Origin of the sequence: Pseudomonas sp. T8 (assembly GCF_024610635.1) — a bacterium.
Taxonomy (GTDB): domain Bacteria; phylum Pseudomonadota; class Gammaproteobacteria; order Pseudomonadales; family Pseudomonadaceae; genus Aquipseudomonas; species Aquipseudomonas chlororaphis_I.
Map to the genome: position 1 here is coordinate 5,882,461 of NZ_CP102374.1, position 25,845 is coordinate 5,908,305.

Annotated in this window: 24 protein-coding genes and 1 pseudogene; 21 read left to right on the plus strand and 4 right to left on the minus strand. The window is 63.3% G+C overall.

The window, feature by feature from the left end:
* Positions 1–4 precede the first annotated feature (4 nt).
* The 3 genes and pseudogenes from NRG23_RS26755 to NRG23_RS32935 form a co-directional block, all read left to right on the plus strand.
* On the plus strand, positions 5–973 hold the full coding sequence (locus NRG23_RS26755) for a hypothetical protein (RefSeq protein ID WP_016703392.1): 969 nt from the start codon (positions 5–7) through the stop codon (positions 971–973).
* On the plus strand, positions 970–1,893 hold the full coding sequence (locus tag NRG23_RS26760; RefSeq protein ID WP_257372914.1) for a hypothetical protein: 924 nt from the start codon (positions 970–972) through the stop codon (positions 1,891–1,893). The genes NRG23_RS26755 and NRG23_RS26760 overlap by 4 nt, the downstream gene beginning before the upstream one ends.
* 80 nt (positions 1,894–1,973) lie before the next feature.
* A pseudogene (locus NRG23_RS32935) lies at positions 1,974–2,133 on the plus strand (DNA polymerase V subunit UmuC); the annotation flags it as partial.
* A gap of 14 nt (positions 2,134–2,147) precedes the next feature.
* Here the strand turns inward: NRG23_RS32935 and NRG23_RS26770 are convergent.
* Both NRG23_RS26770 and NRG23_RS26775 read right to left on the minus strand, forming a co-directional pair.
* The gene (locus NRG23_RS26770; RefSeq protein WP_009050459.1) at positions 2,148–2,870 is read right to left on the minus strand and encodes a FadR/GntR family transcriptional regulator; all 723 of its coding nucleotides are present in this window, start codon (positions 2,868–2,870) and stop codon (positions 2,148–2,150) included.
* 109 nt (positions 2,871–2,979) lie between these two features.
* The gene (locus NRG23_RS26775; protein WP_257372915.1) at positions 2,980–4,716 is read right to left on the minus strand and encodes an IlvD/Edd family dehydratase; all 1,737 of its coding nucleotides are present in this window, start codon (positions 4,714–4,716) and stop codon (positions 2,980–2,982) included.
* Between the two features lie 193 nt (positions 4,717–4,909).
* Here NRG23_RS26775 and NRG23_RS26780 point away from each other — a divergent pair, with 193 nt between their 5' ends.
* The 7 genes from NRG23_RS26780 to araH all read left to right on the plus strand — a co-directional run bounded on the left by NRG23_RS26780 (position 4,910) and on the right by araH (position 13,469).
* A complete protein-coding gene (locus NRG23_RS26780; RefSeq protein WP_257372917.1) occupies positions 4,910–6,232 on the plus strand; it encodes an MFS transporter in 1,323 nt (440 codons plus the stop codon).
* Between the two features lie 20 nt (positions 6,233–6,252).
* Entirely contained in the window at positions 6,253–7,245 is a 993-nt protein-coding gene (araD1, locus tag NRG23_RS26785; protein WP_016703397.1) for an AraD1 family protein, read from the plus strand.
* A gap of 43 nt (positions 7,246–7,288) precedes the next feature.
* Entirely contained in the window at positions 7,289–8,869 is a 1,581-nt protein-coding gene (locus NRG23_RS26790; RefSeq protein WP_198919281.1) for an aldehyde dehydrogenase (NADP(+)), read from the plus strand.
* A 47-nt stretch (positions 8,870–8,916) separates the two neighbouring features.
* Positions 8,917–9,792, plus strand: a complete 876-nt coding sequence (locus tag NRG23_RS26795; RefSeq protein WP_135006871.1) for an SMP-30/gluconolactonase/LRE family protein — start codon at positions 8,917–8,919, stop codon at positions 9,790–9,792.
* A gap of 88 nt (positions 9,793–9,880) precedes the next feature.
* Complete coding sequence (locus NRG23_RS26800) at positions 9,881–10,885, plus strand: substrate-binding domain-containing protein (protein WP_009050453.1); 1,005 nt, start codon at positions 9,881–9,883, stop codon at positions 10,883–10,885.
* Between the two features lie 60 nt (positions 10,886–10,945).
* Positions 10,946–12,490 (plus strand): L-arabinose ABC transporter ATP-binding protein AraG, encoded by a 1,545-nt coding sequence (gene araG, locus NRG23_RS26805; protein WP_038634463.1) that lies wholly within the window; start codon positions 10,946–10,948, stop codon positions 12,488–12,490.
* 10 nt (positions 12,491–12,500) lie between these two features.
* Positions 12,501–13,469 carry an L-arabinose ABC transporter permease AraH gene (araH, locus tag NRG23_RS26810; RefSeq protein WP_009050451.1) on the plus strand — a complete coding sequence of 323 codons (969 nt, stop codon included), beginning with the start codon at positions 12,501–12,503 and terminating at the stop codon, positions 13,467–13,469.
* 84 nt (positions 13,470–13,553) lie between these two features.
* Here araH and NRG23_RS26815 read toward each other — a convergent pair whose 3' ends face one another.
* Positions 13,554–14,702 (minus strand): aldose epimerase family protein, encoded by a 1,149-nt coding sequence (locus NRG23_RS26815; protein ID WP_198919280.1) that lies wholly within the window; start codon positions 14,700–14,702, stop codon positions 13,554–13,556.
* Positions 14,703–14,894: 192 nt separating this feature from the next.
* On the opposite strand from NRG23_RS26815, the gene NRG23_RS26820 reads away from it, so the two are divergent.
* On the plus strand, positions 14,895–15,677 hold the full coding sequence (locus NRG23_RS26820; RefSeq protein ID WP_009050449.1) for an SDR family NAD(P)-dependent oxidoreductase: 783 nt from the start codon (positions 14,895–14,897) through the stop codon (positions 15,675–15,677).
* A 67-nt stretch (positions 15,678–15,744) separates the two neighbouring features.
* On the opposite strand, the gene NRG23_RS26825 is transcribed toward NRG23_RS26820, so the two are convergent.
* A complete protein-coding gene (locus tag NRG23_RS26825) occupies positions 15,745–16,629 on the minus strand; it encodes an AraC family transcriptional regulator (protein ID WP_028683224.1) in 885 nt (294 codons plus the stop codon).
* Positions 16,630–17,050: 421 nt separating this feature from the next.
* On the opposite strand from NRG23_RS26825, the gene NRG23_RS26830 reads away from it, so the two are divergent.
* The 10 genes from NRG23_RS26830 (at position 17,051) to NRG23_RS26875 (ending at position 25,843) form a co-directional block, all read left to right on the plus strand.
* Entirely contained in the window at positions 17,051–17,242 is a 192-nt protein-coding gene (locus NRG23_RS26830) for a Flp family type IVb pilin (protein WP_009050447.1), read from the plus strand.
* Between the two features lie 698 nt (positions 17,243–17,940).
* Positions 17,941–18,132, plus strand: coding sequence for a Flp family type IVb pilin (locus NRG23_RS26835; protein ID WP_009050445.1), 192 nt, complete (start codon positions 17,941–17,943; stop codon positions 18,130–18,132).
* 27 nt (positions 18,133–18,159) lie between these two features.
* Positions 18,160–18,678 (plus strand): prepilin peptidase, encoded by a 519-nt coding sequence (locus NRG23_RS26840; protein WP_009050444.1) that lies wholly within the window; start codon positions 18,160–18,162, stop codon positions 18,676–18,678.
* Positions 18,679–18,692: 14 nt separating this feature from the next.
* Positions 18,693–20,012 carry an ATPase AAA gene (locus tag NRG23_RS26845; RefSeq protein ID WP_009050443.1) on the plus strand — a complete coding sequence of 440 codons (1,320 nt, stop codon included), beginning with the start codon at positions 18,693–18,695 and terminating at the stop codon, positions 20,010–20,012.
* Between the two features lie 16 nt (positions 20,013–20,028).
* The gene (gene cpaB / locus NRG23_RS26850) at positions 20,029–20,835 is read left to right on the plus strand and encodes a Flp pilus assembly protein CpaB (RefSeq protein ID WP_009050442.1); all 807 of its coding nucleotides are present in this window, start codon (positions 20,029–20,031) and stop codon (positions 20,833–20,835) included.
* Positions 20,836–20,872: 37 nt separating this feature from the next.
* The gene (locus NRG23_RS26855) at positions 20,873–22,210 is read left to right on the plus strand and encodes a TadE/TadG family type IV pilus assembly protein (RefSeq protein ID WP_009050441.1); all 1,338 of its coding nucleotides are present in this window, start codon (positions 20,873–20,875) and stop codon (positions 22,208–22,210) included.
* 8 nt (positions 22,211–22,218) lie between these two features.
* Positions 22,219–22,689: a TadE/TadG family type IV pilus assembly protein gene (locus NRG23_RS26860; RefSeq protein ID WP_009050440.1), complete on the plus strand. Its 471-nt coding sequence runs from the start codon at positions 22,219–22,221 to the stop codon at positions 22,687–22,689.
* Positions 22,689–23,192 carry a TadE/TadG family type IV pilus assembly protein gene (locus NRG23_RS26865; protein WP_009050439.1) on the plus strand — a complete coding sequence of 168 codons (504 nt, stop codon included), beginning with the start codon at positions 22,689–22,691 and terminating at the stop codon, positions 23,190–23,192. The genes NRG23_RS26860 and NRG23_RS26865 overlap by 1 nt, the downstream gene beginning before the upstream one ends.
* A complete protein-coding gene (locus NRG23_RS26870) occupies positions 23,186–24,406 on the plus strand; it encodes an AAA family ATPase (protein ID WP_009050438.1) in 1,221 nt (406 codons plus the stop codon). The genes NRG23_RS26865 and NRG23_RS26870 overlap by 7 nt, the downstream gene beginning before the upstream one ends.
* Before the next feature lie 3 nt (positions 24,407–24,409).
* Entirely contained in the window at positions 24,410–25,843 is a 1,434-nt protein-coding gene (locus NRG23_RS26875; RefSeq protein WP_009050437.1) for a CpaF family protein, read from the plus strand.
* Positions 25,844–25,845 lie beyond the last annotated feature (2 nt).

Sequence of the window (25,845 nt, forward strand, 5' to 3'; positions counted from 1 at the left end):
CGCGATGGCCTGGCACCCGGCACTCGAGCGCACGCTGCAGATCGCCCGGCACTTTCACGGCAACGACGCGGAGCAGGCGCGTGCGCAGCTCCTGCGCCTGCTCGACGATCGGGTCCGGGCGGCCGACGGCTTCACGGGCAGCCTGCTGACCATGAGCGGCTTCCCGGTCGAGATCGCGTTCTCCACCGCTGACGATGCGTTGCGCTATACGTTCGACCCGGCGCTGCCCGGCAGCGATCCGCGCGGCAGGGTCGATGCCGCGCTCGGGCAGCTGGCGGCGCTTGGCGCCGCGCCGGTGCCCGCGTCCACCGTCGACGCGGTTCGCCGGCTCCAGGCCGGTCATCCGCTGCGCTTCGGCGCGTATGTCGGTGGGCGGCATCGCGCGGGGCAGTGTCGCACCAAGCTCTACTTCGAGGTGCCGAAGGATGCGGCGGCCGATGCCGACGCCTTCGCCGCCGAGGTGATCGGCCGGCCCAAGTCGCTTCCGGACAAGCAGCAGCACATCGAGCTGATCGGCGTGGACCCCGACTCGCAGCGCACGGAGTTCTACTCGCGAATCGAAGGCATGATCGCGCCCGACCTGGTCGCGCTGCTGGCGCGGGTGAATCTTGCGTCGCGCTACCGCGAACTCGTCGAGCTGTTGGGCGAATGCTGCGTCCTGCCGATCTGGCGCGAACTCCCGGGCGATCTGTACGGTTTCAGCTATTCGGTCTCGGCGCGTGGCGAGCCAACCGCGTTCACGCTCTACACCCACGCACGCGCGTTGTTCGGCGGCGATGGACGGACCCGTGCGCGGATCCTGGAGCTTGGCCGGCGCCACGGATGGGATCTGCGCTTCTACGCGCAATTGACGGAGCCGCTCGCCGCGCTCGACGACCCGACAACCCATCACACCATGTTTGGCATCACCCTGTACGGCGACGCCGGACTCGGCGTCACCTTTGGCGTTGCGCCGCCACTGGAGCCGACATGAGCGGCGTCCACCCGGGCGCCAGCGCAGCCGCGCTGGATGCGCTGCTCGCCGCGCAATCGCCCAGCGGTGCGTTCGGCTCCATCGTCGATCTGCCGACAGGCCCGGTCGCCGACGAGAACGGTTTCGTGACCGCGCTGGTCCTGCATGAGCTCTCGGCATGGCCCGCGACACCAGCGCTGGCCGCGGCACGCATGCGCGCGCTCGACTTCCTGGCGTGCTGCGAGCGGCCGGACCGGCGCGGCGCGTTCTCGTTCTATCCGCCCGATCGACAGCCGGAGTGGATGCCCATTGCGCTGTTGCCGGACGCCGACGACACCGCACTCTTCACCCTTGCGCTGGTCGACGGCGGCCGCTGGCCGGCGCAGAAGTTGACGCTCGCCGCGCGCCGGGTGCTCGAGGCGTTTCGCCTGAGGTGGGTCGCAGCCGATGCAAGGCCCTGGTATCGCGAAGGCGTCTATCTGACCTGGCTGGATGAATTGGTCTACCCGAACATCGTCGATCTATGCGTGAACATCAACGTTGCTGCATTGCTCAAGCGTGCGGGGCCTGAGCATGCCTGCGCACTGGCCGCGATCGTCGACATGGTGGATGCCGGACTCGCGTGGGCGGGCACATCGCCGCAGCGAGCGTTCCTGCTGACGCCTTACTATCCGCATCCGGCCGAACTCGGTCATGCGCTCGATCGCGCGATCCGCCTGGGTGTGACCGAGTTGCTGCCGTGCCGGGACAAGCTGCGGGACCTTGGCTGGTCGTACGCGGCCGATCCTGCCGGCTGGCCGCTCAATACCCCGGTCTGCAGTTCGGACGATGGGCGAATCGTCTGGCGTGCGCCTGTGCTCCAGCAAGCGCGGCAACTCTGTCGTCGCCCGTCAGCCATGACGGCTGCGTCATTGCCCGCAGCCACGACGCCAAGCCCTTAGTGAAGAGGGCGAGCCGTATTCCAGATCAAAGCAAGCTCGGGCAGCACGGCACGTCGCATTCTCCTCGAGCTACGCGCTCTAGCGGCGTAGTGAGCATCTGCGACACGCATAAGCGCGACTGGGGGTTGCGCAACATCGATGTGTCCGAGGGCCGCCGAATGAAAACGCATTTTTGAGGCGGTGGGCATCAAGACCGCCATGGACCTGGCCAGGGCCGACCCAGTGGCACTGCGTCACCGGTCTGCTGGCGTGGCTTACAGCGGGGTCAGGACATTCATCACGGTGTCCAGGGCTACGCGGGTGTCGTCCAGTTGCACCAGCGAGGCGTGCCGGGCGCCGAGGGCGTCGCGATTCTTGATGGCGGTCAGGATCGCCTTGTGCCGGGGCAGGCTGAGACGCTGGATGTCGGGGCGGCGGTTGGTGATGCTGATGGACTCGCGCAGCGGCAGCGACAGCATGTTGCACATGTAGGCGAGCAAGTCGTTGCGGGTGGCGTCGGCGATCGCCCGGTGAAAATCCAGGTCGGCCTGCAAGAGCTCCTCGTGGGTCTTGGCCGTCTCCATGGACTGGTAGGCTTTCTCGATCACCGCGATGTCCGGGTCGGTCGCGGTGGTGGCGGCCATGGCGGCGATTTCCGGCTCGAGGATGCGGCGCACGCCCGCCAGGGTGTTGAAGAACTCGCTGTGAGGCGTCGACTGCATCAACCAGGACAGCACGTCCGGGTCCAGCAAGTGCCATTTCGCCCGTGGCCGCACCACGGCGCCGACCCGTGGCTTGGAGTACACCAGGCCCTTGGCGCTGAGCACCCGGGTGGCTTCGCGCAGCACCGAGCGGCTGACCTGGTATTCCTCACACAGCGTTGCCTCCAAGGGCAATCTATCTTCCGGCTTGAAGCGTCCGGAGACGATGTGCATGCCCAGATCCTGAACGATCCGGGCATGCATGCTCTTACGGGGTTTGGAAGGCTGGTGATCCATAACAGGGAGGCTGCTCTGAAGGAATTGGCTGCATCATAACATCGCTCCCGTATCTATCAGGCGCTCCTGCATGCCTGGACCGGTGGGCGACAGGCCCGCATCAGCCCCCTCAGTGGGAATGCCGCGGGACCTCGGCGCCCCGGCAACCCACCAGGAAATCGAAGTCGCAGCCCTGGTCCGCCTGCAGTACGTGGTCGATGTACAGCTGGCGATAGCCGCCGACGATCAGCGACTGCGGTGCCTGCAGGTCGGCCATGCGCGCCGCCAGTTCGTCCTCGGGGATATCCAGGTGCAGGCGCCCGCTGGCACAGTCCAGTTCGATCCAGTCACCTTCCTTCACCGCCGCCAACGGGCCGCCGGCCGCCGCTTCCGGTGTCACGTGCAGGACCACGGTGCCATACGCGGTGCCGCTCATGCGCGCGTCGGAAATCCGCACCATGTCGGTCACGCCCTGGGCCAGCAACTTGGCCGGCAAGCCCATGTTGCCGACCTCCGCCATGCCGGGGTAACCCTTGGGACCGCAGTTCTTCATCACCAGGATCGAGTCGGCGTCGACCTCCAGTTCCGGATCGTTGATTCGCGCCTTGTACATGTCGAAGTTCTCGAACACCACCGCGCGGCCGCGATGCTGCATCAGTTCGGCGCTGGCGGCGGACGGCTTGAGCACGGCGCCGAGGGGCGCCAGGTTACCGCGCAGCACACAGATGCCACCGTCCGCGCGGATCGGATTGTCCAGGGTGCGGATCACCTCGTCCTGGCCGTAGATCGGTGCCTCCCGGGTGTTTTCGCCGATGGATCTGCCGTTGACCGTCAGTGCATCCGGGTGGGGAATCAGCTTGGCTTCGCCGAGGCGGCGCAACACTGCCGGCAGGCCGCCGGCATAGTAGAACTCTTCCATCAAGAAGCGCCCGGACGGTTGCAGGTCGACGATGGTCGGCATGCCGCGACCGATGCGGGTCCAGTCGTCCAGATCGAGTTCGACGCCGATGCGCCCGGCGATGGCTTTCAGGTGAATCACCGCGTTGGTCGAGCCGCCGATGGCGGCGTTGACGCGGATGGCATTTTCGAACGCCTCCTTGGTGAGGATCTTCGACAGCCTCAAGTCTTCGCGAACCATCTCCACCGCGCGCATGCCGGACATGTGCGCCAGTACATAGCGGCGGGCATCGACCGCCGGGATCGCCGCGTTGTGGGGCAGGGAAGTGCCCAGGGCCTCGGCCATGCAGGCCATGGTCGAGGCGGTGCCCATGGTGTTGCAGGTGCCCGCCGAACGCGACATGCCGCCCTCGGCCGCAAGGAAGTCGTCGAGGGTGATGGTGCCGGCCTTGACCTGTTCGCTGAGCTGCCACACCACGGTCCCCGAACCGATGTCCTGGCCCTTGTGCTTGCCATTGAGCATCGGCCCGCCGGTGACGACGATGGCCGGCACGTCGCAACTGGCCGCGCCCATCAGCAGTGCCGGGGTGGTCTTGTCGCAGCCGGTCAGCAGTACCACGCCATCGATCGGGTTGCCGCGAATGGCTTCCTCGACATCCATGCTGGCCAGGTTGCGGGTGAGCATGGCGGTCGGGCGCAGGTTCGACTCGCCGTTGGAGAACACCGGGAACTCCACGGGAAAGCCGCCGGCCTCGATCACCCCGCGTTTGACATGCTCGGCAATCTGGCGGAAGTGCGCGTTGCACGGGGTCAGCTCCGACCAGGTATTGCAGATCCCGATGATGGGCTTGCCATGGAACTGGTGGTCGGCGATGCCCTGATTCTTCATCCAGCTGCGGTACATGAAGCCGTTCTTGTCGGCGGTACCGAACCAGTGGGCGGAGCGCAGGTTAGGTTTCTTATCAGACATGGTCAGCTCTCTTATTGTAAGACTATATTGTTCTGGTATGGCCATAACATAAGCGCAAAATCTTGGGTTTGGAAGTATTGTTGACTAAATAGTAATACTATATAGTCGTTTTCAACTGAGGTATGGCCCTGGCGGTTTTCCGCGAGAGGCGTCCCCCGAGCTTCTATAAAAACAACAATCGGAGACCGATCTCATGAGCCAGGAGCTGCGGCTTGTCCGGCGCATCACGCTGAAACTGATTCCCTTCCTGATCCTGCTGTACCTGATCGCCTACGTGGATCGTTCCGCCGTCGGCTTCGCCAAGTTGCACATGGGCGCCGATATAGGCATTGGCGATGCGGCCTATGGGTTGGGCGCCGGCCTGTTCTTCATCGGCTACTTCCTCCTGGAAATCCCCAGCAACCTGATGCTCGACCGCTTCGGCGCACGGCGCTGGTTCGCCCGGATCATGATCACCTGGGGCGCCATCACCATTGGCATGGCGTTTGTCCAGGGCCCCTACAGCTTCTATCTGATGCGCTTTCTGCTCGGCGCGGCGGAAGCCGGGTTCTTCCCCGGCGTTCTCTACTACATCACCCAATGGTTCCCGGTGCGCCATCGCGGCAAGATCCTCGGGCTGTTCATCCTGTCCCAACCCATCGCGATGATGATCACCGGCCCGGTGTCCGGCGGCCTGCTGGGCATGGACGGCATCCTCGGCCTGCACGGCTGGCAGTGGCTGTTCATCGTCATCGGCACGCCGGCGATCCTGCTGACCTGGCCGGTGCTGCGTTACCTGCCCGACGGCCCGCAACAGGTCAGCTGGATGGACCCGGCCGAAAAGGCCTGGCTCACCGGCGAGCTGAACAAGGACCTGCAGGCATACGGCCAGACCCGCCACGGCAATCCGCTGCATGCCCTCAGGGACAAGCGGGTGTTGCTGCTGGCGCTGTTCTATCTGCCGGTGACCTTGAGCATTTATGGCCTGGGCCTGTGGCTGCCGACGTTGATCAAGCAGTTCGGCGGCAGCGACCTGGCCACCGGCTTCGTGTCTTCGGTGCCGTACCTCTTCGGGATCATCGGCTTGCTGGTGGTGCCGCGCAGTTCCGACCGCCTGAATGATCGCTACGGCCACCTGGCGGTGCTCTATGTGCTGGGGGCGATCGGCCTGTTCCTCAGCGCCTGGCTGTCGGCGCCGCTGCTGCAACTGGCGGCCCTGTGCCTGGTGGCCTTCGCGCTGTTTTCCTGCACCGCGGTGTTCTGGACCTTGCCCGGGCGCTTTTTTGCCGGCGCCAGCGCGGCGGCGGGGATCGCCCTGATCAACTCGGTGGGCAACCTGGGCGGCTACATCGGTCCGTTCGTGATCGGCGCGCTCAAGCAGTACACCGGCAGCCTGGCGTCGGGGCTGTACTTCCTGTCCTGCGTGATGCTGTTCGGCTTGCTGCTGACGGGCGTGGTCTATCGGTTGCTCGAGCGCAGGCACGTGCTGTCGGTCGAGCAGTTCGCCGCCAGTGCCCGCGGCGCCACGCGTACTTAATGGCCTAGAGGAGAAAGTTCATGCGTTTAGTGCAGTTCGAATTGAATAACGGCGAGCGTCGGGTCGGTGTGGTCGAGGACGCCCTGGTTCGTGAAGTGCAGTCGGTGGGCACGGTGCGCGAGCTCGCGCTGGCGGCCATCGAGGCGGGTGTCGGCCTGCGCCAGCAAGTGCAAAGCCTCGGCCTGGGCATCAGCCACGACTACGCCGAGCTGCTGGCAAGCCTGAGGATCCTGCCGCCGCTGGATCACCCGGACCCGGCGCACATGCTGGTCAGCGGCACCGGGCTGACCCACCTGGGCAGTGCTGCGGCGCGTGACAAGATGCACCAGCAGGGCGCTGACGACACGGCGCTGACCGACACCATGCGCATCTTCAAGTGGGGCGTGGAGGGCGGTAAGCCCGCTGCCGGTCAGGCCGGCGTGCAACCGGAATGGTTCTACAAGGGCGACGGCAGCATCGTCGTGCGCCCGGGCCAGGCCTTCCGCCTGCCGGCCTTTGCCGAAGACGCCGGCGAAGAGCCGGAAATCGGTGGCCTGTATGTCATCGGCCATGACGGCAAGCCTTATCGCCTGGGGTTCGCGGTGGGCAACGAGTTCTCCGATCACGTGATGGAGCGTAAGAACTATCTCTACCTGGCCCATTCCAAATTGCGCAGTTGCAGCTATGGTCCTGAACTCAGGGTCGGCGAGCTGCCCCAGCACCTGGCGGGCACCAGCCGCATTCTGCGCAATGGCCAGGTGCTGTGGCAGAACGAGTTCCTCAGCGGCGAAGCCAATATGTGCCACAGCCTGGAGAACCTCGAGTACCACCATTTCAAATACCGCCAGTTCCTGCGGCCGGGGGATGTGCACATCCACTTCTTCGGCACCGCGACCCTGTCGTTCGCGGACGGCATCCGCACGCAGCCGGGGGACGTATTCGAAATCAGCCAGGCGGCGTTCGGCGCGCCATTGATCAACGGTATTGCCGGCGCCGACGCGGTGCTGGCGCCCGGTTGCGTAGGGGCCCTTTAAGCAGGCGCTCTTCCAGAAGACAAGCAGGTTCGAGGAGACAGGCATGACCCAGTTTTTTGGCCACAACTACATCGGCGGCCAGCGCAGCGCCGCCGGCACCGTCATTCTTCACAGCATCGATGCCAGCACCGGCGAAGCCTTGCCCCAGGCGTTCTACCAGGCCACGGCGCAGGAAGTCGAGGCCGCCGCCAACGCTGCCGCGGCGGCCTACCCGGCCTACCGCGCCCTGAGTGCGCAGCGGCGCGCGCAATTCCTGGAGGCGGTGGCGGACGAGCTGGACGCGCTGGACGATGAGTTCATCGCCCTGGTCTGCCGGGAAACCGCGTTGCCTCCCGCGCGGATCCAGGGCGAGCGCAAGCGCACCAGTGGCCAGATGCGGCTGTTCGCCGAGGTGTTGCGGCGCGGCGATTTCTACGGCGCGCGTATCGACCGGGCGCTGCCCGAGCGCCAGCCGCTGCCGCGTCCGGACCTGCGCCAGTACCGCATCGGCCTGGGGCCGGTGGCGGTGTTTGGCGCGAGCAACTTTCCCCTGGCGTTTTCCACGGCGGGCGGCGACACCGCGGCAGCGCTGGCCGCCGGTTGCCCCGTAGTGTTCAAGGCCCACAGCGGGCACATGGCGACCGCCGAGCGGGTCGCCGATGCGATCATCCGGGCGGCCGAGGCCAGCGGGATGCCCGCCGGCGTGTTCAATATGATCTTTGGCGCCGGCGTCGGCGAAGCGCTGGTCAAGCATCCGGCGATCCAGGCGGTCGGTTTCACCGGCTCGCTCAAGGGTGGGCGAGCGCTGTGCGACATGGCGGCGGCGCGCCCGCAACCGATCCCGGTGTTTGCCGAGATGTCGAGCATCAACCCGGTGATCGTGTTACCCCAGGCGCTGCAAGCGCGGGCGGAAACGGTCGCCCGTGACCTGACCGCGTCGGTGGTGCAGGGCTGCGGCCAGTTCTGCACCAACCCGGGCCTGGTGATCGGCATCCGCTCGCCGCAGTTCGCGGCTTTCACCGAGCAGGTTGCCCGGCTGATCGGCGATCAACCGGCGCAGACCATGCTCAACGCCGGCACCTTGAGCAGCTACGGCAAGGGGCTGCAAAAGCTCCTGGCGCACCCGGGCATCGAGCATCTGGCCGGCGATCCGCAAGCCGGCAACCAGGCGCAGCCACAGCTGTTCAAGGCGCAGGCCAGCCTGCTGGTCGATGGCGATGAAGTGCTGCAGGAAGAAGTGTTCGGTCCGACCACCGTGTTCGTCGAAGTGGCCGACCAGGCGCAGCTCGTCGCCGCCTTGAACGGTCTGCGCGGGCAACTGACGGCGACCCTTATTGGCGAGCCCGCGGACTTCGCGCAGTTCGGCGAGTTGACCGCATTGCTGGAGCAGAAGGTCGGCCGCATCCTGATCAACGGTTACCCGACCGGTGTCGAGGTCTGTGATGCGATGGTGCACGGCGGGCCTTTCCCGGCCACCTCCGATGCCCGTGGCACGTCGGTGGGGACCCTGGCCATCGAGCGTTTCCTGCGTCCGGTGTGCTTCCAGAATTACCCCGACAACCTGCTGCCGGATGCCTTGAAGAACGCCAACCCCCTGCGTATCCAGCGCCTGGTGGATGGACGGCCATCGCGCGACGGGCTGTAACGCGCCTCGGCCAATGTCTGCCTGAAAACAACAATGCAGGAGGTTTCATGTCGTGGACCGCGCTGACCGCACACCGTGCGCAGCTTGGCGAAGGCCCGTTCTGGGATGCGCCGGATCAGGCCCTGTATTGGGTCGACATTGCCGGCCGGCAGGCATTGCGCCTGTGTGGCGAACGGCTGCAGGCCTGGCAACTGCCGGAACCGGTGTCGGCCTTCATCCCCTGTGAGCGCGGCGATGCGCTGGTGACCTTGAGCAGTGGCGTGTACCGCCTCGACCTGGGCTCCGCGCCCGCGGCGCCGCGCCTGAGCCTGCTGTGCGTGGCCGATCCGCAACCGGGCAACCGCGCCAACGAGGCCCGTTGCGACGCCCAGGGCCGGCTCTGGCTGGGCACCATGCAGAACAACATCGGCGAGCAGGGCGAAGACCTTCCCGTGCTGCGGCGCTCCGGTGGCCTGTTCCGCATCGATACCCAGGCGCGTGTCACGCCGCTGCTCCAGGGCCTGGGGATTCCCAATACCTTGCTGTGGAGCGAGGACGCCAGCCGCCTGTATTTTGCCGACAGCCTGGACGGCACGCTGTACCAGTACCCGATCGCCAGCGATGGCCGGCTCGAACCCGCGCGCAGCTGGTTCGGGCCACACCCGCGCGGTGTCCCGGACGGTTCGGCGATGGACGCCCAGGGCTATATCTGGAATGCCCGCTGGGACGGCGGCTGCCTGCTCAGGCTGGCGCCCGACGGCGAGGTCGACCGGGTGCTCGAACTGCCGGTCAGCCGCCCCACCAGTTGCGTGTTCGGCGGCGCGGACCTCAAGACCCTGTACATCACCAGCGCGGCCAGCCCGCTCGATCATCCTCTGGACGGCGCGGTGCTGGCCGTCCGGGTCGATACCCCAGGGATGCTCTGTCATCGATTTGCCGGTTGAGGTTTCAGGCCGAACCTGTGTGCAACGAAGCGATGTGTAACGAAGCTGTGTGCAACGAACTCTGAAAACAACAACAAGGAGTCACCTTATGAATCGTCGTCGTGGGATCCGTTACCTGTGTTGTGCCGCCCTGGCCATGTCGGCCGCCAGCCTGAGCTGCCTGTTGCTCGCCGCCGAGCCGGTGAAGATCGGTTTCCTGGTCAAGCAGGCGGAGGAACCCTGGTTCCAGACCGAATGGGCCTTTGCCGAAAAGGCCGGCAAGGACAAGGGCTTCACCGTGATCAAGATCGCCGTGCCGGACGGCGAGAAAACCCTGTCGGCGATCGACAGCCTCGCCGCCAATGGTGCCAAGGGCTTCGTGATCTGCCCGCCGGACGTGTCCCTGGGGCCGGCGATCATGGCCAAGGCCAAGCTCAACGACTTGAAAGTGATTGCCGTCGACGACCGTTTTGTCGATGCCAAGGGCCAGTTCATGGAAGACGTGCCCTACCTGGGCATGGCCGCGTTCGAGGTGGGGCAGAAGCAGGGCGCCGCCATGGCCGGCGAAGCGAAGAAGCGCGGTTGGGACTGGAAGGACACCTACGCGGTGATCACCACTTACAACGAACTCGACACCGGTAAAAAACGCACCGACGGCTCGGTCAAGTCCCTGGAAGAAGCCGGCTTGCCCAAAGACCACATCCTCTTCGCCCCGCTCAAGACCCTCGACGTGCCGGGCAGCATGGACGCCACCAACTCGGCGCTGGTCAAGCTGCCCAGCGGGGCGAAGAACCTGATCATCGGCGGGATGAACGACAACAGCGTGCTGGGCGGCGTGCGCGCCACCGAAAGCGCCGGGTTCGCCGCGGCCAATGTGATCGGCATCGGCATCAACGGCACGGACGCCATCGGCGAGCTGAAGAAACCCGACAGCGGCTTCTTCGGCTCGATGCTGCCCAGCCCGCACATGGAGGGCTACAACACCGCGAGCATGATGTTCGAGTGGGTTACCACCGGCAAGGAGCCGCCCAAGTACACGGCGATGGACGACGTGACGCTGATCACCCGGGACAACTTCAAGCAAGAACTGGAAAAGATCGGCCTGTGGAACTGAGGGCCGGTGGTTTTCCCCGGCGGCCCTTTCGACCGGGCCGCCTGACCTGATGAGGTGGTTATGCACGCGCAACTGAATAAACGACAACACAGCGCTGGCGCCAGTTTGTGTTTCAACGGCATCGGCAAGACCTTCCCCGGGGTCAAGGCGCTGGACGGCATCAGCTTCACCGCCCACCCGGGGCAGGTGCACGCCTTGATGGGCGAGAACGGCGCAGGCAAGTCGACCTTGCTGAAGATTCTCGGCGGCGCCTACACGCCCAGCAGCGGCAGCGTGCAGATCGGCGAGCAGAGCATGGCGTTCAAGTGCGCGGCCGACAGCATTGCCTGCGGGGTGGCAGTGATCCACCAGGAGTTGCACCTGGTGCCCGCCATGAGCGTGGCCGAGAACCTGTTCCTCGGCCATCTGCCGGCCCGTTTCGGGGTGATCGACCGTCGTGCGCTGCGCCAGCATGCGCTGGAATGCCTCAAGGGGCTGGCCGATGAAATCGATCCCGACGAGAAGCTCGGCCGCCTGTCCCTGGGCCAGCGCCAGCTGGTGGAAATCGCCAAGGCGTTGTCCCGTGGCGCCCATGTGATTGCCTTCGACGAGCCCACCAGCAGCCTCTCGGCCCGGGAAATCGAGCGCTTGATGGCGATCATCGGGCGCCTGCGGGACGAGGGCAAAGTGGTGCTGTACGTGTCCCATCGCATGGAGGAAGTGTTCCGTATCTGCGATGCAGTGACGGTGTTCAAGGACGGTCGCTACGTGCGCACCTTCGAGGACATGAGCGCACTGACCCACGACCAGTTGGTCACCTGCATGGTCGGTCGCGACATCCAGGACATCTACGATTACCGCCCCCGGCCCCGCGGCGCGGTGGCGCTCAAGGTCGATGGCCTGCTGGGGCCGGGCCTGCGTGCTCCGCTGAGTTTCCAGGTGCACCAGGGCGAGGTGCTCGGCCTGTTCGGCCTGGTCGGCGCGGGGCGTACCGAACTGCTGCGCCTGCTGGGTGGCCTCGAACGGGCAAGCGCCGGAAGCCTGGCGCTGTGTGGCGAGGCGCTGCACCTGCGCTCGCCGCGCGATGCCATCGCCGCCGGGGTGCTGCTGTGTCCCGAGGACCGCAAGAAGGAGGGCATCATTCCGCTTTCCAGCGTCGCCGAGAACATCAACATCAGCGCGCGCGGTGCCCATTCGAGCTTTGGCTGGCTGTTGCGCGGCGGCTGGGAGAAGGGCAACGCCGACAAGCAGATCAAGGCGTTGAAGGTAAAGACGCCCAACGCGGCGCAGAAAATCGTCTACCTGTCCGGCGGCAATCAGCAGAAGGCCATCCTCGGCCGCTGGCTGTCGATGCCGATGAAAGTCCTGCTGCTCGACGAACCCACGCGCGGCATCGATATCGGCGCCAAGGCCGAGATCTACCAGATCATCCATGACCTGGCGGCCAGCGGCATCGCGGTGATCGTGGTGTCCAGCGACCTGATGGAAGTGATGGGCATCTCCGACCGCATCCTGGTGCTGTGCGAAGGCGCGCTGCGTGGCGAAAAGAGCCGCGAACAGGCCAATGAATCCAACCTGCTGCAACTGGCTTTGCCGCGCCAACGCGCCGACGGCCCGGAGAACTGAAGAGGTGAACATGACAATTCAAGACAACGCGTTGCCGACGGCGCGCAAACCCCTGGACCTGCGTGGCCTGCTCGATAACTGGGCGATGCTGTTGGCGGCGGTGGGGATCTTCGTGCTCTGCACCCTGCTCATCGACAACTTCCTGTCGCCGCTGAACATGCGCGGCCTGGGCCTGGCCATTTCCACCACCGGCATCGCCGCCTGCACCATGCTCTATTGCCTGGCGTCCGGGCATTTCGACCTGTCGGTCGGTTCGGTGATCGCCTGTGCCGGGGTCGTCGCGGCCGTGGTGATGCGCGACACCGACAGCGTATTGCTCGGGGTCGGCGCCGCGCTGCTGATGGGGCTGCTGGTCGGGCTGATCAACGGCATCGTGATTGCCAAGCTGAGGGTCAATGCGCTGATCACCACGTTGGCGACCATGCAGATCGTCCGTGGCCTGGCCTATATCTTCGCCAACGGCAAGGCGGTCGGCGTATCCCAGGAGTCGTTCTTCGTCTTCGGCAATGGCCAGTTGTTCGGTGTGCCGGTGCCGATCCTGATCACCATCGGCTGCTTCCTGTTTTTCGGCTGGCTGCTCAACTACACCACCTACGGGCGCAACACCATGGCCATCGGCGGCAACCAGGAAGCGGCGCTGCTGGCCGGGGTCAACGTCGACCGGACCAAGATCGTCATCTTCGCCGTGCACGGGGTGATCGGCGCGCTGGCCGGGGTGATCCTGGCATCGCGCATGACCTCCGGCCAGCCGATGATCGGCCAGGGGTTCGAGCTGACGGTGATTTCCGCCTGTGTGCTGGGCGGGGTGTCGTTGAGCGGCGGGATCGGCATGATCCGCCATGTGATCGCCGGGGTGCTGATTCTGGCGATCATCGAAAACGCGATGAACCTGAAAAACATCGACACCTTCTACCAGTACGTGATCCGCGGTTCGATCCTGCTGCTGGCGGTGGTCATCGACCGCATGAAACAACGCTGATCCAGGGAGGCTTTATCAGGGGCATGCCGACGTCGCCGGACCACTGCCTTGCCGGGTCGGCAGGGCAGTGGTGGCTACCGCGCTTCAGTCGGCGGAGAATTTCAGGACGGTGTCCTGGCTGTAGACCTGGCCGGGGTTCAGCCGGGTGCTGGGGAAGTCCGGCTGGTTGGGCGAGTCGGGGAAGTGCTGGGTCTCCAGGGTGAACGCGCCCCAGTGGCTGTAGGTCTTGCCGGCCTTGCCCTTGAGCGTGCCGTCGAGGAAGTTGCTGGTGTAGAACTGCACCCCGGGTTCGCTGGTGTAGAGCTGCAAGCGACGACCGGATTGCGGGTCGCGCACCTCGGCGGCGAGCTGGCCGACGTCGCCCTTGGCGTCGAGCACCCAGTTGAAGTCGAAGCCACCCTGTTTCGGCTCGGCGAACTTGAGCTGCGGATGATCGTCCTTGATGTGCTGGCCGATGGCGGTCGGTTGCCGGAAGTCCAGCGGCGTGCCGGCGACCGGGGCCAGTTTGCCGGTCGGAATCAGCTTGGCGTTGACCGGCGTGTAGTGGCTGGCGTGCAAGGTGGCGAGCTGGGCGAGCACATCGCCGTTACCGGCGCCGGCGAGGTTGAAGTAGCTGTGGTTGGTGAGGTTCAGCACCGTAGGTTTGTCGGTGGAGGCGCTGTACTCGATGCGCAGCTCGTTGTTGTCGTTGAGGCTGTAGGTGACCTCGACCTGCAGGTTGCCGGGAAAGCCCATTTCGCCGTCTTTGGACAGGTAGCTCAAGGTCACCCCGACAGCGTCCTTGCGCTTGATCGGCCGGGCCTTCCAGACGCGCTTGTCGAAGCCCTGGGCGCCGCCATGCAGCGAATTCGGGCCGTCGTTGAGGGGCACCTGGTAACGCTGGCCGTCCAGCTCGAACGCCCCGCCGGCCAGGCGATTGCCGTAGCGGCCGATGGTGGCGCCGAAGAACGCGGTGCCGCGCTGATAGCCCTGGACGTCGTCGAAGCCCAGGACCACATCGTCGAAGGTGCCGTTCTTATCCGGCACCTTCAACGATTGCAGGACCGCGCCATAGGTGATGACCGTGGCTTGCAGGCCATGGCTGTTGCGCAACACATATTGCTCGACAGCGCTACCGTCGAGGGTCGTGCCAAAGGCTTTGTGTTCGCTGGACAGGCCCGCGGCCTGGGCGCCGAGGCTGGCAAGCAGCAGCGACAGGCCGAGGCCGGAAAGCCGGTAGGGGGAGTGCGGCATGGTTGAACTTCCTTTTGTTGTTCTGAATGGAATAGTTCTACTAATTTGCATTTTTTCATTGTTGCTCCCGCAAATTTATCGCTTTGATTGGCTTTTTTACAATATAAAATAAGACTAATTGGTCGGCGCAGCAGAGATACCGAAATGCTTCGCTGGCCCGAACCGAAATGATCACTGCGCAGGAACCGTCATATGAACAATGAGAAAGGGGCTGGCATGCAGGCTGTGTACGCGGATCTCAACGGCAAGACCGTATTGATTTCCGGTGGCGCCTCGGGAATTGGCGAAGCCCTGGTTTGCGCCTTTGCCCAGCAAGGCGCCAGGGTCGCATTCGTGGACATGGCGCAAAGCCAGGGCGAGGCGTTGGCAGCCCGGTTATCGGCGCAGGGCCATTGCGTGGCGTTCGCGCCCTGCGACGTCACCGACGAGGCCGCTTACCAGGCCGCGATCGAGCGTTTTGCGCAGACGCTGGGGCCTGTCACGGTGCTGGTGAACAATGCCGCCAATGATGTGCGGCACAGCCTGGAGGAAGTCGACTCTTCGAAATTCGACAAGCTGATCTCGGTCAATCTCAAGCACGCCTTTTTCGCCAGCCAGGCGGTGGTGCCGATGATGAAGGCCGCCGGCGCCGGCAGCGTGATCAACCTGGGTTCCATCGGCTGGATGATGGCCTCCAGCGGGTACCCGGTCTACGCCGCCAGCAAGGCGGCCACCCACGGTCTGACCCGGGCCCTGGCGCGGGAATTGGGGCCCTGGCGGATCCGGGTCAACACCCTGGTGCCCGGCTGGGTGATGACCGAGAAACAGCTGGCGTTGTGGGTGGATGATGCCGCCCGCGAGCTGATCAGCCGCAGCCAATGCCTGCCGGGCAGCGTGGAGCCCGGGCATATCGCGCAGATGGCGCTGTTCCTGGCGTCCGATGCGTCCGCCATGTGCTCGGCGCAAAACTTCATCGTCGATGGCGGCTGGGTATAGCACCCGGCGAACGACGCCGTGGCCTTGCCAGAATGGTGGCGCGGCGTCGGCGAGCGGGTGCTCAAGTTCATCGGCCTTCGATACGCAGCGGCAGGCTGTCGATCACCTGCGACAGCGCTTGCTCCAGTTCCGCCTCTTCTTTTTTTACCAGTTCCGGGCTTCTTCGGCGTTGCCGGTATTCGCTGGGGCTGGCGCCCGCGAACTGCTTGAAGGCGCGGGCAAAGTAGGACGGGTCCTTGAAGCCGACTTCATAGCCGATGCTGGTGATGGGCATCTGGCTGTTGTCGAGCAGATTCTTGGCGCAATCCATGCGTTTGCTCAGGATGTAGTCCATGAACCCCAGGCCATGGACCTCCTTGAACAGCCGGCTGAAGCGAAACGTGGTCATGCCACAACGTTTGGCCAGCTCTTTCTGGTCGATGCTTTCACGAAAATTCTGCTCGATGTACAGCAGCACATCGCTGAGTGCCTGATGTTTCTGGTGCTCTACGGTCAGCCGGATGCTGTCCGGCAGGGACGGGCCGTGTTCGATCTGCAGCGTCTTGTTGCCGGGGCCGCCGTTGTGGCGCAGTTCGTAGAGCTGCTTCAGCGCATGCAGGAAGCGCCGGATCTCGGCACTCGAGAGCGGGAGCACCATGTATTCCCAGACCCGCGAACGCATGGCCCAGACCGCAAGTTCTTCGGAGTGCTGCACCGTGAACATGGCGATGGGAATGGAGGGAATCTTGTGTTTGATCTCCAGCAGCAGATTGAGCCCCGGCATGTCCGGGCGGTCATAGTGCATGCAGATCATGTCCGGTACGGGATGAGTGTCCTTTTCGGGCAGAGACGCGTCTTTCGACACCCGGCAATCGCAGGCTGGGCGAAACAGCGCGATCAGTTCTTCAGACGATCGGTCGCGCGTGAGGTCGAACCATAACAGAGAGGGTTTCTGGGCCGACTCAGGTTTCATTTCCTTATTCCTTCCTGGTGTCTCGCTGTCACTTCCTGGGGTGTCAGTATCGCCATTGTGCTTTGCGGGCAAAGGATCAAGTTCTGATAGCGCTTCATAAATTTTCTTGATTACCTTCTATGTCTGACAGCGAGATAAGAGTCACAGGCAGCTCCTTGCTGTTGCGATCGCCTTTTCTTGCAGCACTGGGCACAGCTGAATCAATTTAGTGTTATATGAGAACAGTTCCTTTTCTGAAAAACTCCATCTGCCAGGTTTAGTTTCACTGGGGTTTCTTTGCTGTCTTGCCAAGTGGCGCAAAAAAGTCCTAGAAACCGGCAATAAACTCCTAACTCTTTGTGTTAGCCCCTGACTAGGATTCAGTCAGGCGGCACAAATACTGATCGCCTTAAAGCAACTTTTCTTATATGAGGTGAACAAGATGAAACTGCAAACAATCAAAACCTCGGTTCTGGCCTTCATCAAGGATGAAGATGGTTTGACCATCGTCGAGTATGCCGTGGCCGGTGGCCTGATCACGCTGGGCGCCGTTGCCGCGTTCGTGACCCTGGGCGGCAACGTGGCCACCGCCATTACCAGTCTGGGTTGCGCTGTTCAGGGCCAGGTGTGCTAACGACAGCCGTTGTGCCGAATCCTCGGTCCTGGGCTGGAGTTGCTTGTTGCTCGTACGCAGCCAGACTTCTCGGGTCTGGCTGCGATGAGCGGTTTCCCTCGGGCTGAGGCCGTACCTGTGGTCCATGTGTGTTTTCCCACCTTTTCTGTCTACTCTCGCCTGGACAGATGGAGCCTCCGCAATCGGTATGTGCAGTCAGCGCACAGTACATGATGGATGGCTCCAGTCTTGGTCTCGAACGAGATCAAGTCGCGAGTGATCCTTTGGCCGAGCACGGCTCCATCGCTCTGCAGCGGCCTGCAAATTCTCTTTGCAGCTTCTGGAGTATCGTCGCTGTATTGCTCGCGTGAAGATCAAATCCTGATATGAAAACCCTGGGTTACTTCGTTTCGCACTATGGTTTTTTTGCAACAAACATGGCCGGGGCTTTTGTCTTTGTCGGCTGTGGCTTCGGCCGGTCTCGCGTCGAGGGCGAGATTGTTTCAAGGCGGCTCTTCAATTATTCCTTCCTTAGATAAGCCACCTGTTCCTTGGGGATGTGCTGTTCCTGGTGTTTTTTTGCATCTTTCAACAACAGCAATAAAGTCCTAACGATCAGCAAAAAACTCCTAACCCTTCCAATGTTCCCCTGACTAATGTTCAACCAGGCAGTACGAGAGTGCTGCTCTTACATAAAAACACTTGAGTGAGGTGGGAAAATGAATCTGCAATCGATCAAGACTTTGGTTATCAAGTTCGCCAAAGACGAAGACGGCCTGACCATTGTGGAATATGCCGTGGCCGGTGGCCTGATCACTTTGGGCGCTGTTGCCGCATTTATCACTTTGGGCGGCAACGTGGCCACTGCCATCACCAGCCTGGGATGCGCAGTCCAGGGTCAAGTCTGCTAACACCAATTTCCACCGAGGGCTGCAGTCATGGGCAAAGAGCAATTGTTCGTTGTTGCATTGATGCTGGGACTGCTGGGGATTGCGGTGGTGAGCGATCTTCGTCGCCACCGTATTCCCAACCTCTTGGTGCTGTTGGGGCTGGGACTGGGGATGGCCGGCCAGGTCTATTCCTCAGGCGTCATCGGGTTTGGTTATGGACTGCTGGGCATGTCGATCGGTTTTGTCGTTTTTCTTCCCCTGTACGCCTTTGGCGGGATGGCAGCCGGCGACGTCAAGCTCATGGCCATGGTTGGCACCTTTCTCACTCCGCAGCACGCCCTCTGGGCTGCGTTTTTCAGCCTGATCGCCGGCGGCGCATGCGGGGTACTGATTGTGTTGGTACGTGGTCAGGTTCAACAGACCATGGGGCGCTACTGGCAGATGGTGAGAGCCAAGGCCTATTTTCCGCCGGCGGATGATGAAGTGGCCGGCAAACCCTTTCCCTATTCGGTTGCGATCCTGCTCGGCACATTGGCCAGCTTTCTCTGGTTGCCCCTTGGCCAGTAGCTCAGGAGAACATTATGTACGCCATCAGTAACAGCCGTCCGACCGGCAATGACCGGGAAGCAGTGCAGCGACTGGCTCCACAGCCACGCACGATCCTCGAGACCGGGCTGGCGGACAATTTCCTCGGAGACCTGGTCTGCAAGCATCTGCACGATGCGGGCGTACTGGACATGCCCCGACTGGTAGAGCGCCTGGCGCTGACGGGGGCGGTGGTTGAAGAGGTCCTGACCTTCCTGCGCCAGGATCATCGGGTCGAGATCCTTGGCCAGGCCGGTGGCCAGGGCTTGCGCTACGGGCTGACCGAGCGCGGCCGCAATGCTGCCCGCGATGCCTTGTCGCGCAGTGGCTATATCGGCGCGGCGCCCTTTCCGGTGAGCGCCTACCGCTCGCTGCTCAAGGTACAGACCATTCACCATGGCCGTATCAGTGCCCGGGACATGCAGGCGTCCTTCGGCTCCATGGTGCTGGCGCAGAACATGCTCGATCAGTTGGGCGTGGCCCTGAATTCCGGGCGCGCCATCATGATTTACGGGCCGGCGGGGACGGGCAAGACCTATGTCAGCAGCCGGTTGATCCGGCTGTTTTCCGAGTCCGTCTGGGTGCCCCATGCAATTGCGATCAACGACGCGGTGATCGAGATCTACGACCCCCAGGTACACCGACGCCTGGATGTCGGCGATCCGCAGAACAGCCTGATGCTCAACGAAGGGATCGACCGCCGGCTCCTGTGCTGCGAACGGCCGATCATCATCACTGGCGGCGAGCTGACCATGGAACAGCTGGATATCCGCTACGACCCCTTCACTCGCCAGTACCAGGCGCCGTTGCAGCTCAAGGCCAGCAATGGCCTGTTCGTCATCGACGACATGGGACGCCAGCGCATGGCACCCGCGGAGTTGCTCAACCGCTGGATCGTACCGATGGAGGAGAAGCGCGACTTCCTCAACCTCGGCGGCGGCCGACACTGCGAGTTGCCGTTCGACCTGATCCTGGTGTTTTCCACCAACCTGAACCCGTTGGAACTGGCCGACGAGGCGTTCCTGCGGCGCATTGGCTACAAGCTGCAGTTCGGCTACCTCAAGCCCGAGGAGTACGAACGTATCTGGATTCAAGAGACAGAGCGCCTGAACATCCAATACGACCCGCTGCTGTTGCGCTACGTCCTGGATGAGCTCTATGGCGCTGAAAACATGCCGCTGGTGCCTTGCCACCCACGGGATCTCTTGAGCATGGCGCTCGATCGCCAGCGTTATGTGGGCGCCAGCGGACCACTGTCAACCCTGGAACTGGAATGGGCCTGGCACAGCTACTTCGTCCAGCTCGATTTTCTTTGAGTAAGGAGATTTCGACATGAGTTCTCGTACTTTCACTCTGGTGGCCTTGTCCGTGGTCCTGGGCCTGGGCGCCGCATGGATGGCCAACACCTGGCTCAATGCAAGGCTCAATGCCACCCCCGACGACAACCAGCAGAACGTGGTGGTGGCGACCGTGGAAATCGCTTTCGGGCAAATGGTCGAGCCACAGCAGGTCGCGCTGGTCCGCATGCCCAAGGAGACCGTGCCCGAAGATGCTTTCGACGCGACCGAGAAGGTCGTGGGCAAGATCGCCACCTTCTCCATGCTGCGCGGCGACATCCTGCGTGGTGCGCGCCTGGCCGAACACCTGGGCGGCAGCACCCTGGCGTCGCTGATCGAGCCCACCAAGCGTGCGATCTCGGTCCGGGTGGACGACGTGGTCGGCGTGGGTGGGTTCCTGTTGCCGGGTAACCGGGTCGATGTGCTGGCTACCCGGCAGACCGGCAATACCGGCGACGCCGAATCCAAGACCATCCTGGAAGACCTGCGGGTGCTGGCGGTGGACCAGACGGCCAGTACCGACAAGACCCAACCGGTGGTCGTGCGCGCCGTGACCCTGGAAATGACCCCCCAGCAGGCCGAGGAATTGGTCAAGGGGATGGCGGCCGGCAAGCTGCAACTGGCTCTGCGCAACCCGCTGGACAACCAGAAGCAACCGGCGATGGTCGAGCCGGTCGCGATGATCCAGGAAGTGCCTGCCCCTCCCGTGGTGCGGCCGATTGTCCGGCGTCGTGCCAGCGGCGATAGCGGGATCACGGTGATCCGCGGGATCGAGGTCAACGTTGTGAAGTCCCAGCTGTAAATGATCGGGTACGACATAGACGAACAATGAGGGCTTGATGATGAGTGCGCGTATCCAACAGCCATTGAGTGCATTTCCTCGGCAGCAGCGCGGCGCAATGCTTGTACTGGTAGTGATTGCCCTGGCCGCGATGCTGCTAATGGGGGCCCTGGCGCTGGATGGCGGCCATATGCTGGTGAACAAGTCCCGCCTGCAGAATGCGGTGGATGCGGCGGCGCTGAGCGGTGCCAAGACGCTCAGCACGGTCATGGGCACGACAGGGGCCGCGAGCCTGACGCAGACCGCTGCGCTCAATACCCTGACCCTGAATGCCAGTGCCAGCGGCAACCAGGAACTGGCTGCCGCCATCGACAACAATGTCGGCGGTTTTGCCACGGTGGAATTGGCGTCCACTGTCTATGGACCTTTCTCTTTCCCCGGGCCGGCCAATGCGAGCTATGTGCGGGTGACGGTCACCAACTATTCCCTGGCCGGATTCTTCTGGGGCGTCTTTCAGACCCTGGGCAATGGCGTCGGTAACAAGTTCGTGAGCGCGGTCGCTACCGCCGGGCCAAGCCCCGCCAGCCCTTGCGACCTCACGCCACTGATGGTGTGCGGCGATCCAACGAAAAACAACCCGTCCACCGGGATGTTCTGGGGGTTCCAGTTCGGCGATCCGCAGGTGTTGAAAACCGCCGCAGGCAACAGCTCGCCGATTGGCCCCGGCAACTTCCAGCTGCTCGATTTCGGCTCGGGCGGCAGCACGGTCAGGCAGGGGCTGGCAGGCGGTATCAGCCAGTGCAACAGCGTCGGTTCGAATGTCCAGACCAAGCCGGGGAACACCGTCGGGCCTGCCTCGCAGGGCCTCAATACGCGCTTCAACGAGTATTCCGGCGGTCTCAAGGCGGCGGACTATCCACCGGACCTGGTGATCACGGTCAACCAGAAGTCGTTCACTTACGACGATGCGCTCAAGCAGATCCAGTACAACAATCAGGCGGTTACCTCGAGCAGCGGCAATTTGTCCGCGGCCGGCAGCGCCTTGTACGACTACCACGACTGGGTCCAGGACTCCGCCAGCTGCGTTGCCGGTAGCGGCGGTGGCTGCCAGAACGGCGGGGCGTTCGAACGGCGGATCATCAAGATCGTGATCGGTGACTGTTCGGGCAAGAACGACGGGGCGTCGTCGATACCGGTGCTGGGTTTCGGTTGCTACTTCGTCCTGCAGCCTGCATCGCAACAGGGCAATGAGTCGCAGATATTCGGTCAGTTCCAGAGTGTGTGCGAAGGCGACAACGTGCCTGGTCCCAACCCGGCCAATACCACCGGGCCGCAGATCATCCAGCTGTACAAGACCTATATCGACAACAGCCAGACGCCAAGTACCGACTCTTAGGAGGCTTTATGGGACGCACAGGATTCAGGTCGCCGCGCAACCAGGGTGGGTTGGCGATGGTGGAGCTGGTGTTGACGCTGCCGCTGCTGCTGTTGCTGATGCTGACCTTCGCCGAGTTCGGTCGCATGTTGTTCCAGTACAACAGCCTGATGCAGGCCAGTCGCGACGCCGGGCGTTATGTCGCTGACAAGGCGTGGAACGCCACCCTCGGCAAGCTCGACCTGAGCGGCACGCTGCAGGCCCAGGCCAAGAACGTCGCTGTCTATGGCGTGCCCGCCAACCCCAATGGCTACCCGGCGGTGGTGTCGGGGCTGACGCCGGCGAATGTCACGGTCACCGCGGTGGGGGCCGAGCATGTCCAGGTCAGCATTACCTACACCTATGTGCCGGTGATCGGCAGTGCCTTGCCCGTCTTGTATGGCAGCAACGTGCCGCTGGGCCTGGCCTTGACTTCCACTGTCGTCATGAGGGCCTTGTGATGAACGTCAAAGGTATGCGGGGGCTGTACACCGTCGAGTTCGCGATCACCAGCCTGGTGCTGTTCACCGTGTTGTTCGGTGTACTGGAAATGGGCCGGCTGTACTTCACGGTCAATGCCCTGAATGAAACCGTGCGTCGCGGCGCCCGCCTGGCGGCGGTGTGCGATATCGCCGATCCGGTGATTCTGCGTCGGGCGATGTTCAACGCTTCCACCGACAGCGGTCCGAGCAGCCTGCTCAATAACCTGACGTCCGCCAACCTGAACCTGGTTTATCTGGACGCCAATGGCGCGGTAGTCGCCAACCCCAACGATCTGAGCGGCAGCAACGGCTTTGTCGCCATTCGGTATGTCCAGCTACAGGTATCCAATTTCAGTTTCAATCTGCTGATTCCTGGGTTCAACGGGGTGTTTGTTCTACCGGTATTCAGGTCGACCGTGCCACGTGAAAGCCTCGGTCGGCAGCCCCAGGCAGCAGTCACACCGGAGATCACACCATGTTGAGTACCCGAGAAGCGCCCGTCGTCGCTGCTGCTACTGAAAAGCAAGGCAAACGCCTGCTGATCAGTGGGCGCGACGCGACGACCTTGAATCATCTGAAAGCGTTGAGCCAGGGGCTGCCGAATCTGCAGGTCAGCACTCGCCTGGTGAGCAACGGGCATACCGATCCGCTGTATGGGCTGGAGCAGATGCCCGACTTCCTGCTGTTGCGCGTCAGCCATCTGTGGCGTGAAGAACTGGCGGCCTTGTTGCAGCATCCGCTCAAGGAACGGCCACCGCTCCTGGTCTGCGGTCCGCTGGATGAGCGCGAGGGCATGCGCCTGGCGATGCAGGCCGGCGCCCGGGACTTTCTCCCCGAGCCAGTCGCGGCAGAAGAGTTGCAGGCGGCCATCGGCCGTATGCTCATGGAGGCCAATGCGGAGCTGGGGATCGGTGGCAAGGTGATTGCGGTGATGAATGCCAAGGGCGGTTCGGGAGCCTCGATGCTCGCTTGCAACCTGGCGCATCAGCTCGCCACCCGCGGTGGCAGGACCCTGCTGCTGGACCTGGACCTGCAGTTCGGCAGCGTGGCGCATTGCCTGGATGTGGTGCCTACCCACAGCCATGTGGATGTGCTGAAGCAGGTCGAGTCCCTGGACAGCATCGCCTTGCGTGGTTATTGCAACCACTTCAGCCCGACCTTGCATGTACTGGGCGGGCGTACCGGGGAGCTGTGCCTGACGCAGGATGTGCACCTGGATCAGCTGGAAAAACTGTTGCGCCTGGCCCGTGGGACCTACGACTGGGTGGTGGTGGATCTGCCGCGGCAGATCGATCACCTCACCGGCGTCACGCTCGAACAGGCCGATCGCATCTACGTCGTGTTGCAGCAGAGCCTGAGCCATCTGAAGGACGGCACCCGCCTGACCCGCATCCTGCGCGACGACCTGAACGTGCAGAGCAACCGGATACAGGTGGTGGTCAACCGCTACAACAAGACCTCGCCGGTGAGCCTCAAGGATATTGCCGATGCCCTGCGCTGCCCGAACCCGCAAACCCTGCCCAATGACTATGCGGTGGTCAGCGAGAGTCAGAACACCGGTGTGCCGCTTGAGCTGCACGCTCCACGTTCGGTTGTGACCCTGGCCCTGCGCGAGCTGACCCAGAACCTGATCGGAATCGAGGTCGCCGAGAAGAGTTTGTTCAAACGTACCTTCAATCGTCTGTTCGGAGGCTAGGCCATGCTCAGCGACTTTCGTAATCGCCTGCGTCAGCAACCCGGCAAACAGGCACCGGCAGAGGCGCAGGACGCGTCCCTCGACAGTAAAGAGTGCGCCAGCGTGCTCATGGCCTGGGAGGCCAGTGTGCCGGACCTGCTCTATGAAACCAGGACCAAGCTCGGCTCGATGGAGGCCGAGTGGCGGGAAAAGATCTACCAGCAGTTGCTCAAGGTCATGGACCTGTCGCTCCTCGACTCCCTGGAGCCGGCCGAGGCCGGGCGGCAGATCCGCGACATCTGCCAGCGCTTGCTCGATGAGCATTCGGCGCCGGTCAATGCCAGCAGCCGCCAGTTGATCCTCAAGCAGATCGCCGACGAGGTGCTCGGCCTCGGGCCTCTGGAACCGCTGCTGAATGACGCGAGTGTGTCCGACATCCTGGTCAACGGTCATGCCTCGGTGTATGTCGAGCGCTTCGGCAAGCTGCAACGAACGGATGTGCGTTTTCGCGACGACCAACACCTGCTGAATATCATCGATCGCATCGTTTCCAGCCTGGGGCGGCGCATCGATGAGTCCTCGCCGCTGGTGGACGCTCGCCTGAAGGACGGCTCGCGGGTCAACGCCATCATTCCACCGCTGGCCATCGACGGACCGAGCATGTCGATCCGCCGCTTCGCCGTGGATTTGCTCAACACCGAGAGCCTGGTGCAGATGGGCACCCTGACCCCGGGCATCGCCCTGATGCTCAAGGCCATCGTCCGCGGCCGGCTGAATGTCCTGATCTCCGGAGGGACCGGCAGTGGCAAGACCACCATGCTCAACGTGTTGTCCAGTTTCATTCCGCACAACGAACGGATCGTGACTATCGAGGACTCGGCCGAACTGCAACTGCAGCAGCCCCATGTGGTGCGCCTGGAAACCCGGCCGTCGAACATCGAGGGCCGTGGCGAGGTGGGCCAGCGGGAGCTGGTGCGCAACAGCCTGCGTATGCGGCCGGACCGCATCGTGATCGGTGAGGTGCGTGGCGCCGAGGCGCTGGACATGTTGACGGCGATGAATACCGGCCACGACGGCTCGCTGACCACCATCCACGCCAACACCGCCCGCGATGCCCTGGGACGGATCGAGAACATGGTGTCGATGACGGGGGCGACCTTTCCGATCAAGGCCCTGCGTCAGCAGATCGCTTCGGCCATCGGCGTGGTCATCCAGCTGGAGCGGCAGGAAGACGGTACGCGGCGGCTGGTCAGCGTGCAGGAAATCAACGGCATGGAAGGGGAAATCATCACCATGACCGAGATCTTCGCTTTCGTGCGCAGTGGCCTGGGCGAGAAAGGCGAGGTACTGGGCGAGTTCCGCCCCACCGGCATGGTTCCGGCATTTCGCGATGTGCTGGCCAAACGGGGCATCGAGCTGCCGCTCAGCCTGTTCCGGCCAGACTGGATGGAGGGCTAGTC

Bases quoted from the DNA above. Each gene is read 5' to 3' on its own strand.
- NRG23_RS26775 (WP_257372915.1), bottom strand. From the start codon at position 4,716: ATGTCTGATAAGAAACCTAACCTGCGCTCCGCCCACTGGTTCGGTACC.
- NRG23_RS26790 (WP_198919281.1), top strand. From the start codon at position 7,289: ATGACCCAGTTTTTTGGCCACAACTACATCGGCGGCCAGCGCAGCGCC.
- NRG23_RS26865 (WP_009050439.1), top strand. From the start codon at position 22,689: ATGAACGTCAAAGGTATGCGGGGGCTGTACACCGTCGAGTTCGCGATC.
- NRG23_RS26870 (WP_009050438.1), top strand. From the start codon at position 23,186: ATGTTGAGTACCCGAGAAGCGCCCGTCGTCGCTGCTGCTACTGAAAAG.
- NRG23_RS26770 (WP_009050459.1), bottom strand. From the start codon at position 2,870: ATGGATCACCAGCCTTCCAAACCCCGTAAGAGCATGCATGCCCGGATC.
- NRG23_RS26800 (WP_009050453.1), top strand. From the start codon at position 9,881: ATGAATCGTCGTCGTGGGATCCGTTACCTGTGTTGTGCCGCCCTGGCC.
- araH (WP_009050451.1), top strand. From the start codon at position 12,501: ATGACAATTCAAGACAACGCGTTGCCGACGGCGCGCAAACCCCTGGAC.
- cpaB (WP_009050442.1), top strand. From the start codon at position 20,029: ATGAGTTCTCGTACTTTCACTCTGGTGGCCTTGTCCGTGGTCCTGGGC.
- NRG23_RS26840 (WP_009050444.1), top strand. From the start codon at position 18,160: ATGGGCAAAGAGCAATTGTTCGTTGTTGCATTGATGCTGGGACTGCTG.
- araD1 (WP_016703397.1), top strand. From the start codon at position 6,253: ATGCGTTTAGTGCAGTTCGAATTGAATAACGGCGAGCGTCGGGTCGGT.
- NRG23_RS26820 (WP_009050449.1), top strand. From the start codon at position 14,895: ATGAACAATGAGAAAGGGGCTGGCATGCAGGCTGTGTACGCGGATCTC.
- NRG23_RS26760 (WP_257372914.1), top strand. From the start codon at position 970: ATGAGCGGCGTCCACCCGGGCGCCAGCGCAGCCGCGCTGGATGCGCTG.
- araG (WP_038634463.1), top strand. From the start codon at position 10,946: ATGCACGCGCAACTGAATAAACGACAACACAGCGCTGGCGCCAGTTTG.
- NRG23_RS26780 (WP_257372917.1), top strand. From the start codon at position 4,910: ATGAGCCAGGAGCTGCGGCTTGTCCGGCGCATCACGCTGAAACTGATT.
- NRG23_RS26835 (WP_009050445.1), top strand. From the start codon at position 17,941: ATGAATCTGCAATCGATCAAGACTTTGGTTATCAAGTTCGCCAAAGAC.
- NRG23_RS26825 (WP_028683224.1), bottom strand. From the start codon at position 16,629: ATGAAACCTGAGTCGGCCCAGAAACCCTCTCTGTTATGGTTCGACCTC.
- NRG23_RS26855 (WP_009050441.1), top strand. From the start codon at position 20,873: ATGATGAGTGCGCGTATCCAACAGCCATTGAGTGCATTTCCTCGGCAG.
- NRG23_RS26860 (WP_009050440.1), top strand. From the start codon at position 22,219: ATGGGACGCACAGGATTCAGGTCGCCGCGCAACCAGGGTGGGTTGGCG.
- NRG23_RS26875 (WP_009050437.1), top strand. From the start codon at position 24,410: ATGCTCAGCGACTTTCGTAATCGCCTGCGTCAGCAACCCGGCAAACAG.
- NRG23_RS26755 (WP_016703392.1), top strand. From the start codon at position 5: ATGGCCTGGCACCCGGCACTCGAGCGCACGCTGCAGATCGCCCGGCAC.
- NRG23_RS26845 (WP_009050443.1), top strand. From the start codon at position 18,693: ATGTACGCCATCAGTAACAGCCGTCCGACCGGCAATGACCGGGAAGCA.
- NRG23_RS26830 (WP_009050447.1), top strand. From the start codon at position 17,051: ATGAAACTGCAAACAATCAAAACCTCGGTTCTGGCCTTCATCAAGGAT.
- NRG23_RS26815 (WP_198919280.1), bottom strand. From the start codon at position 14,702: ATGCCGCACTCCCCCTACCGGCTTTCCGGCCTCGGCCTGTCGCTGCTG.
- NRG23_RS26795 (WP_135006871.1), top strand. From the start codon at position 8,917: ATGTCGTGGACCGCGCTGACCGCACACCGTGCGCAGCTTGGCGAAGGC.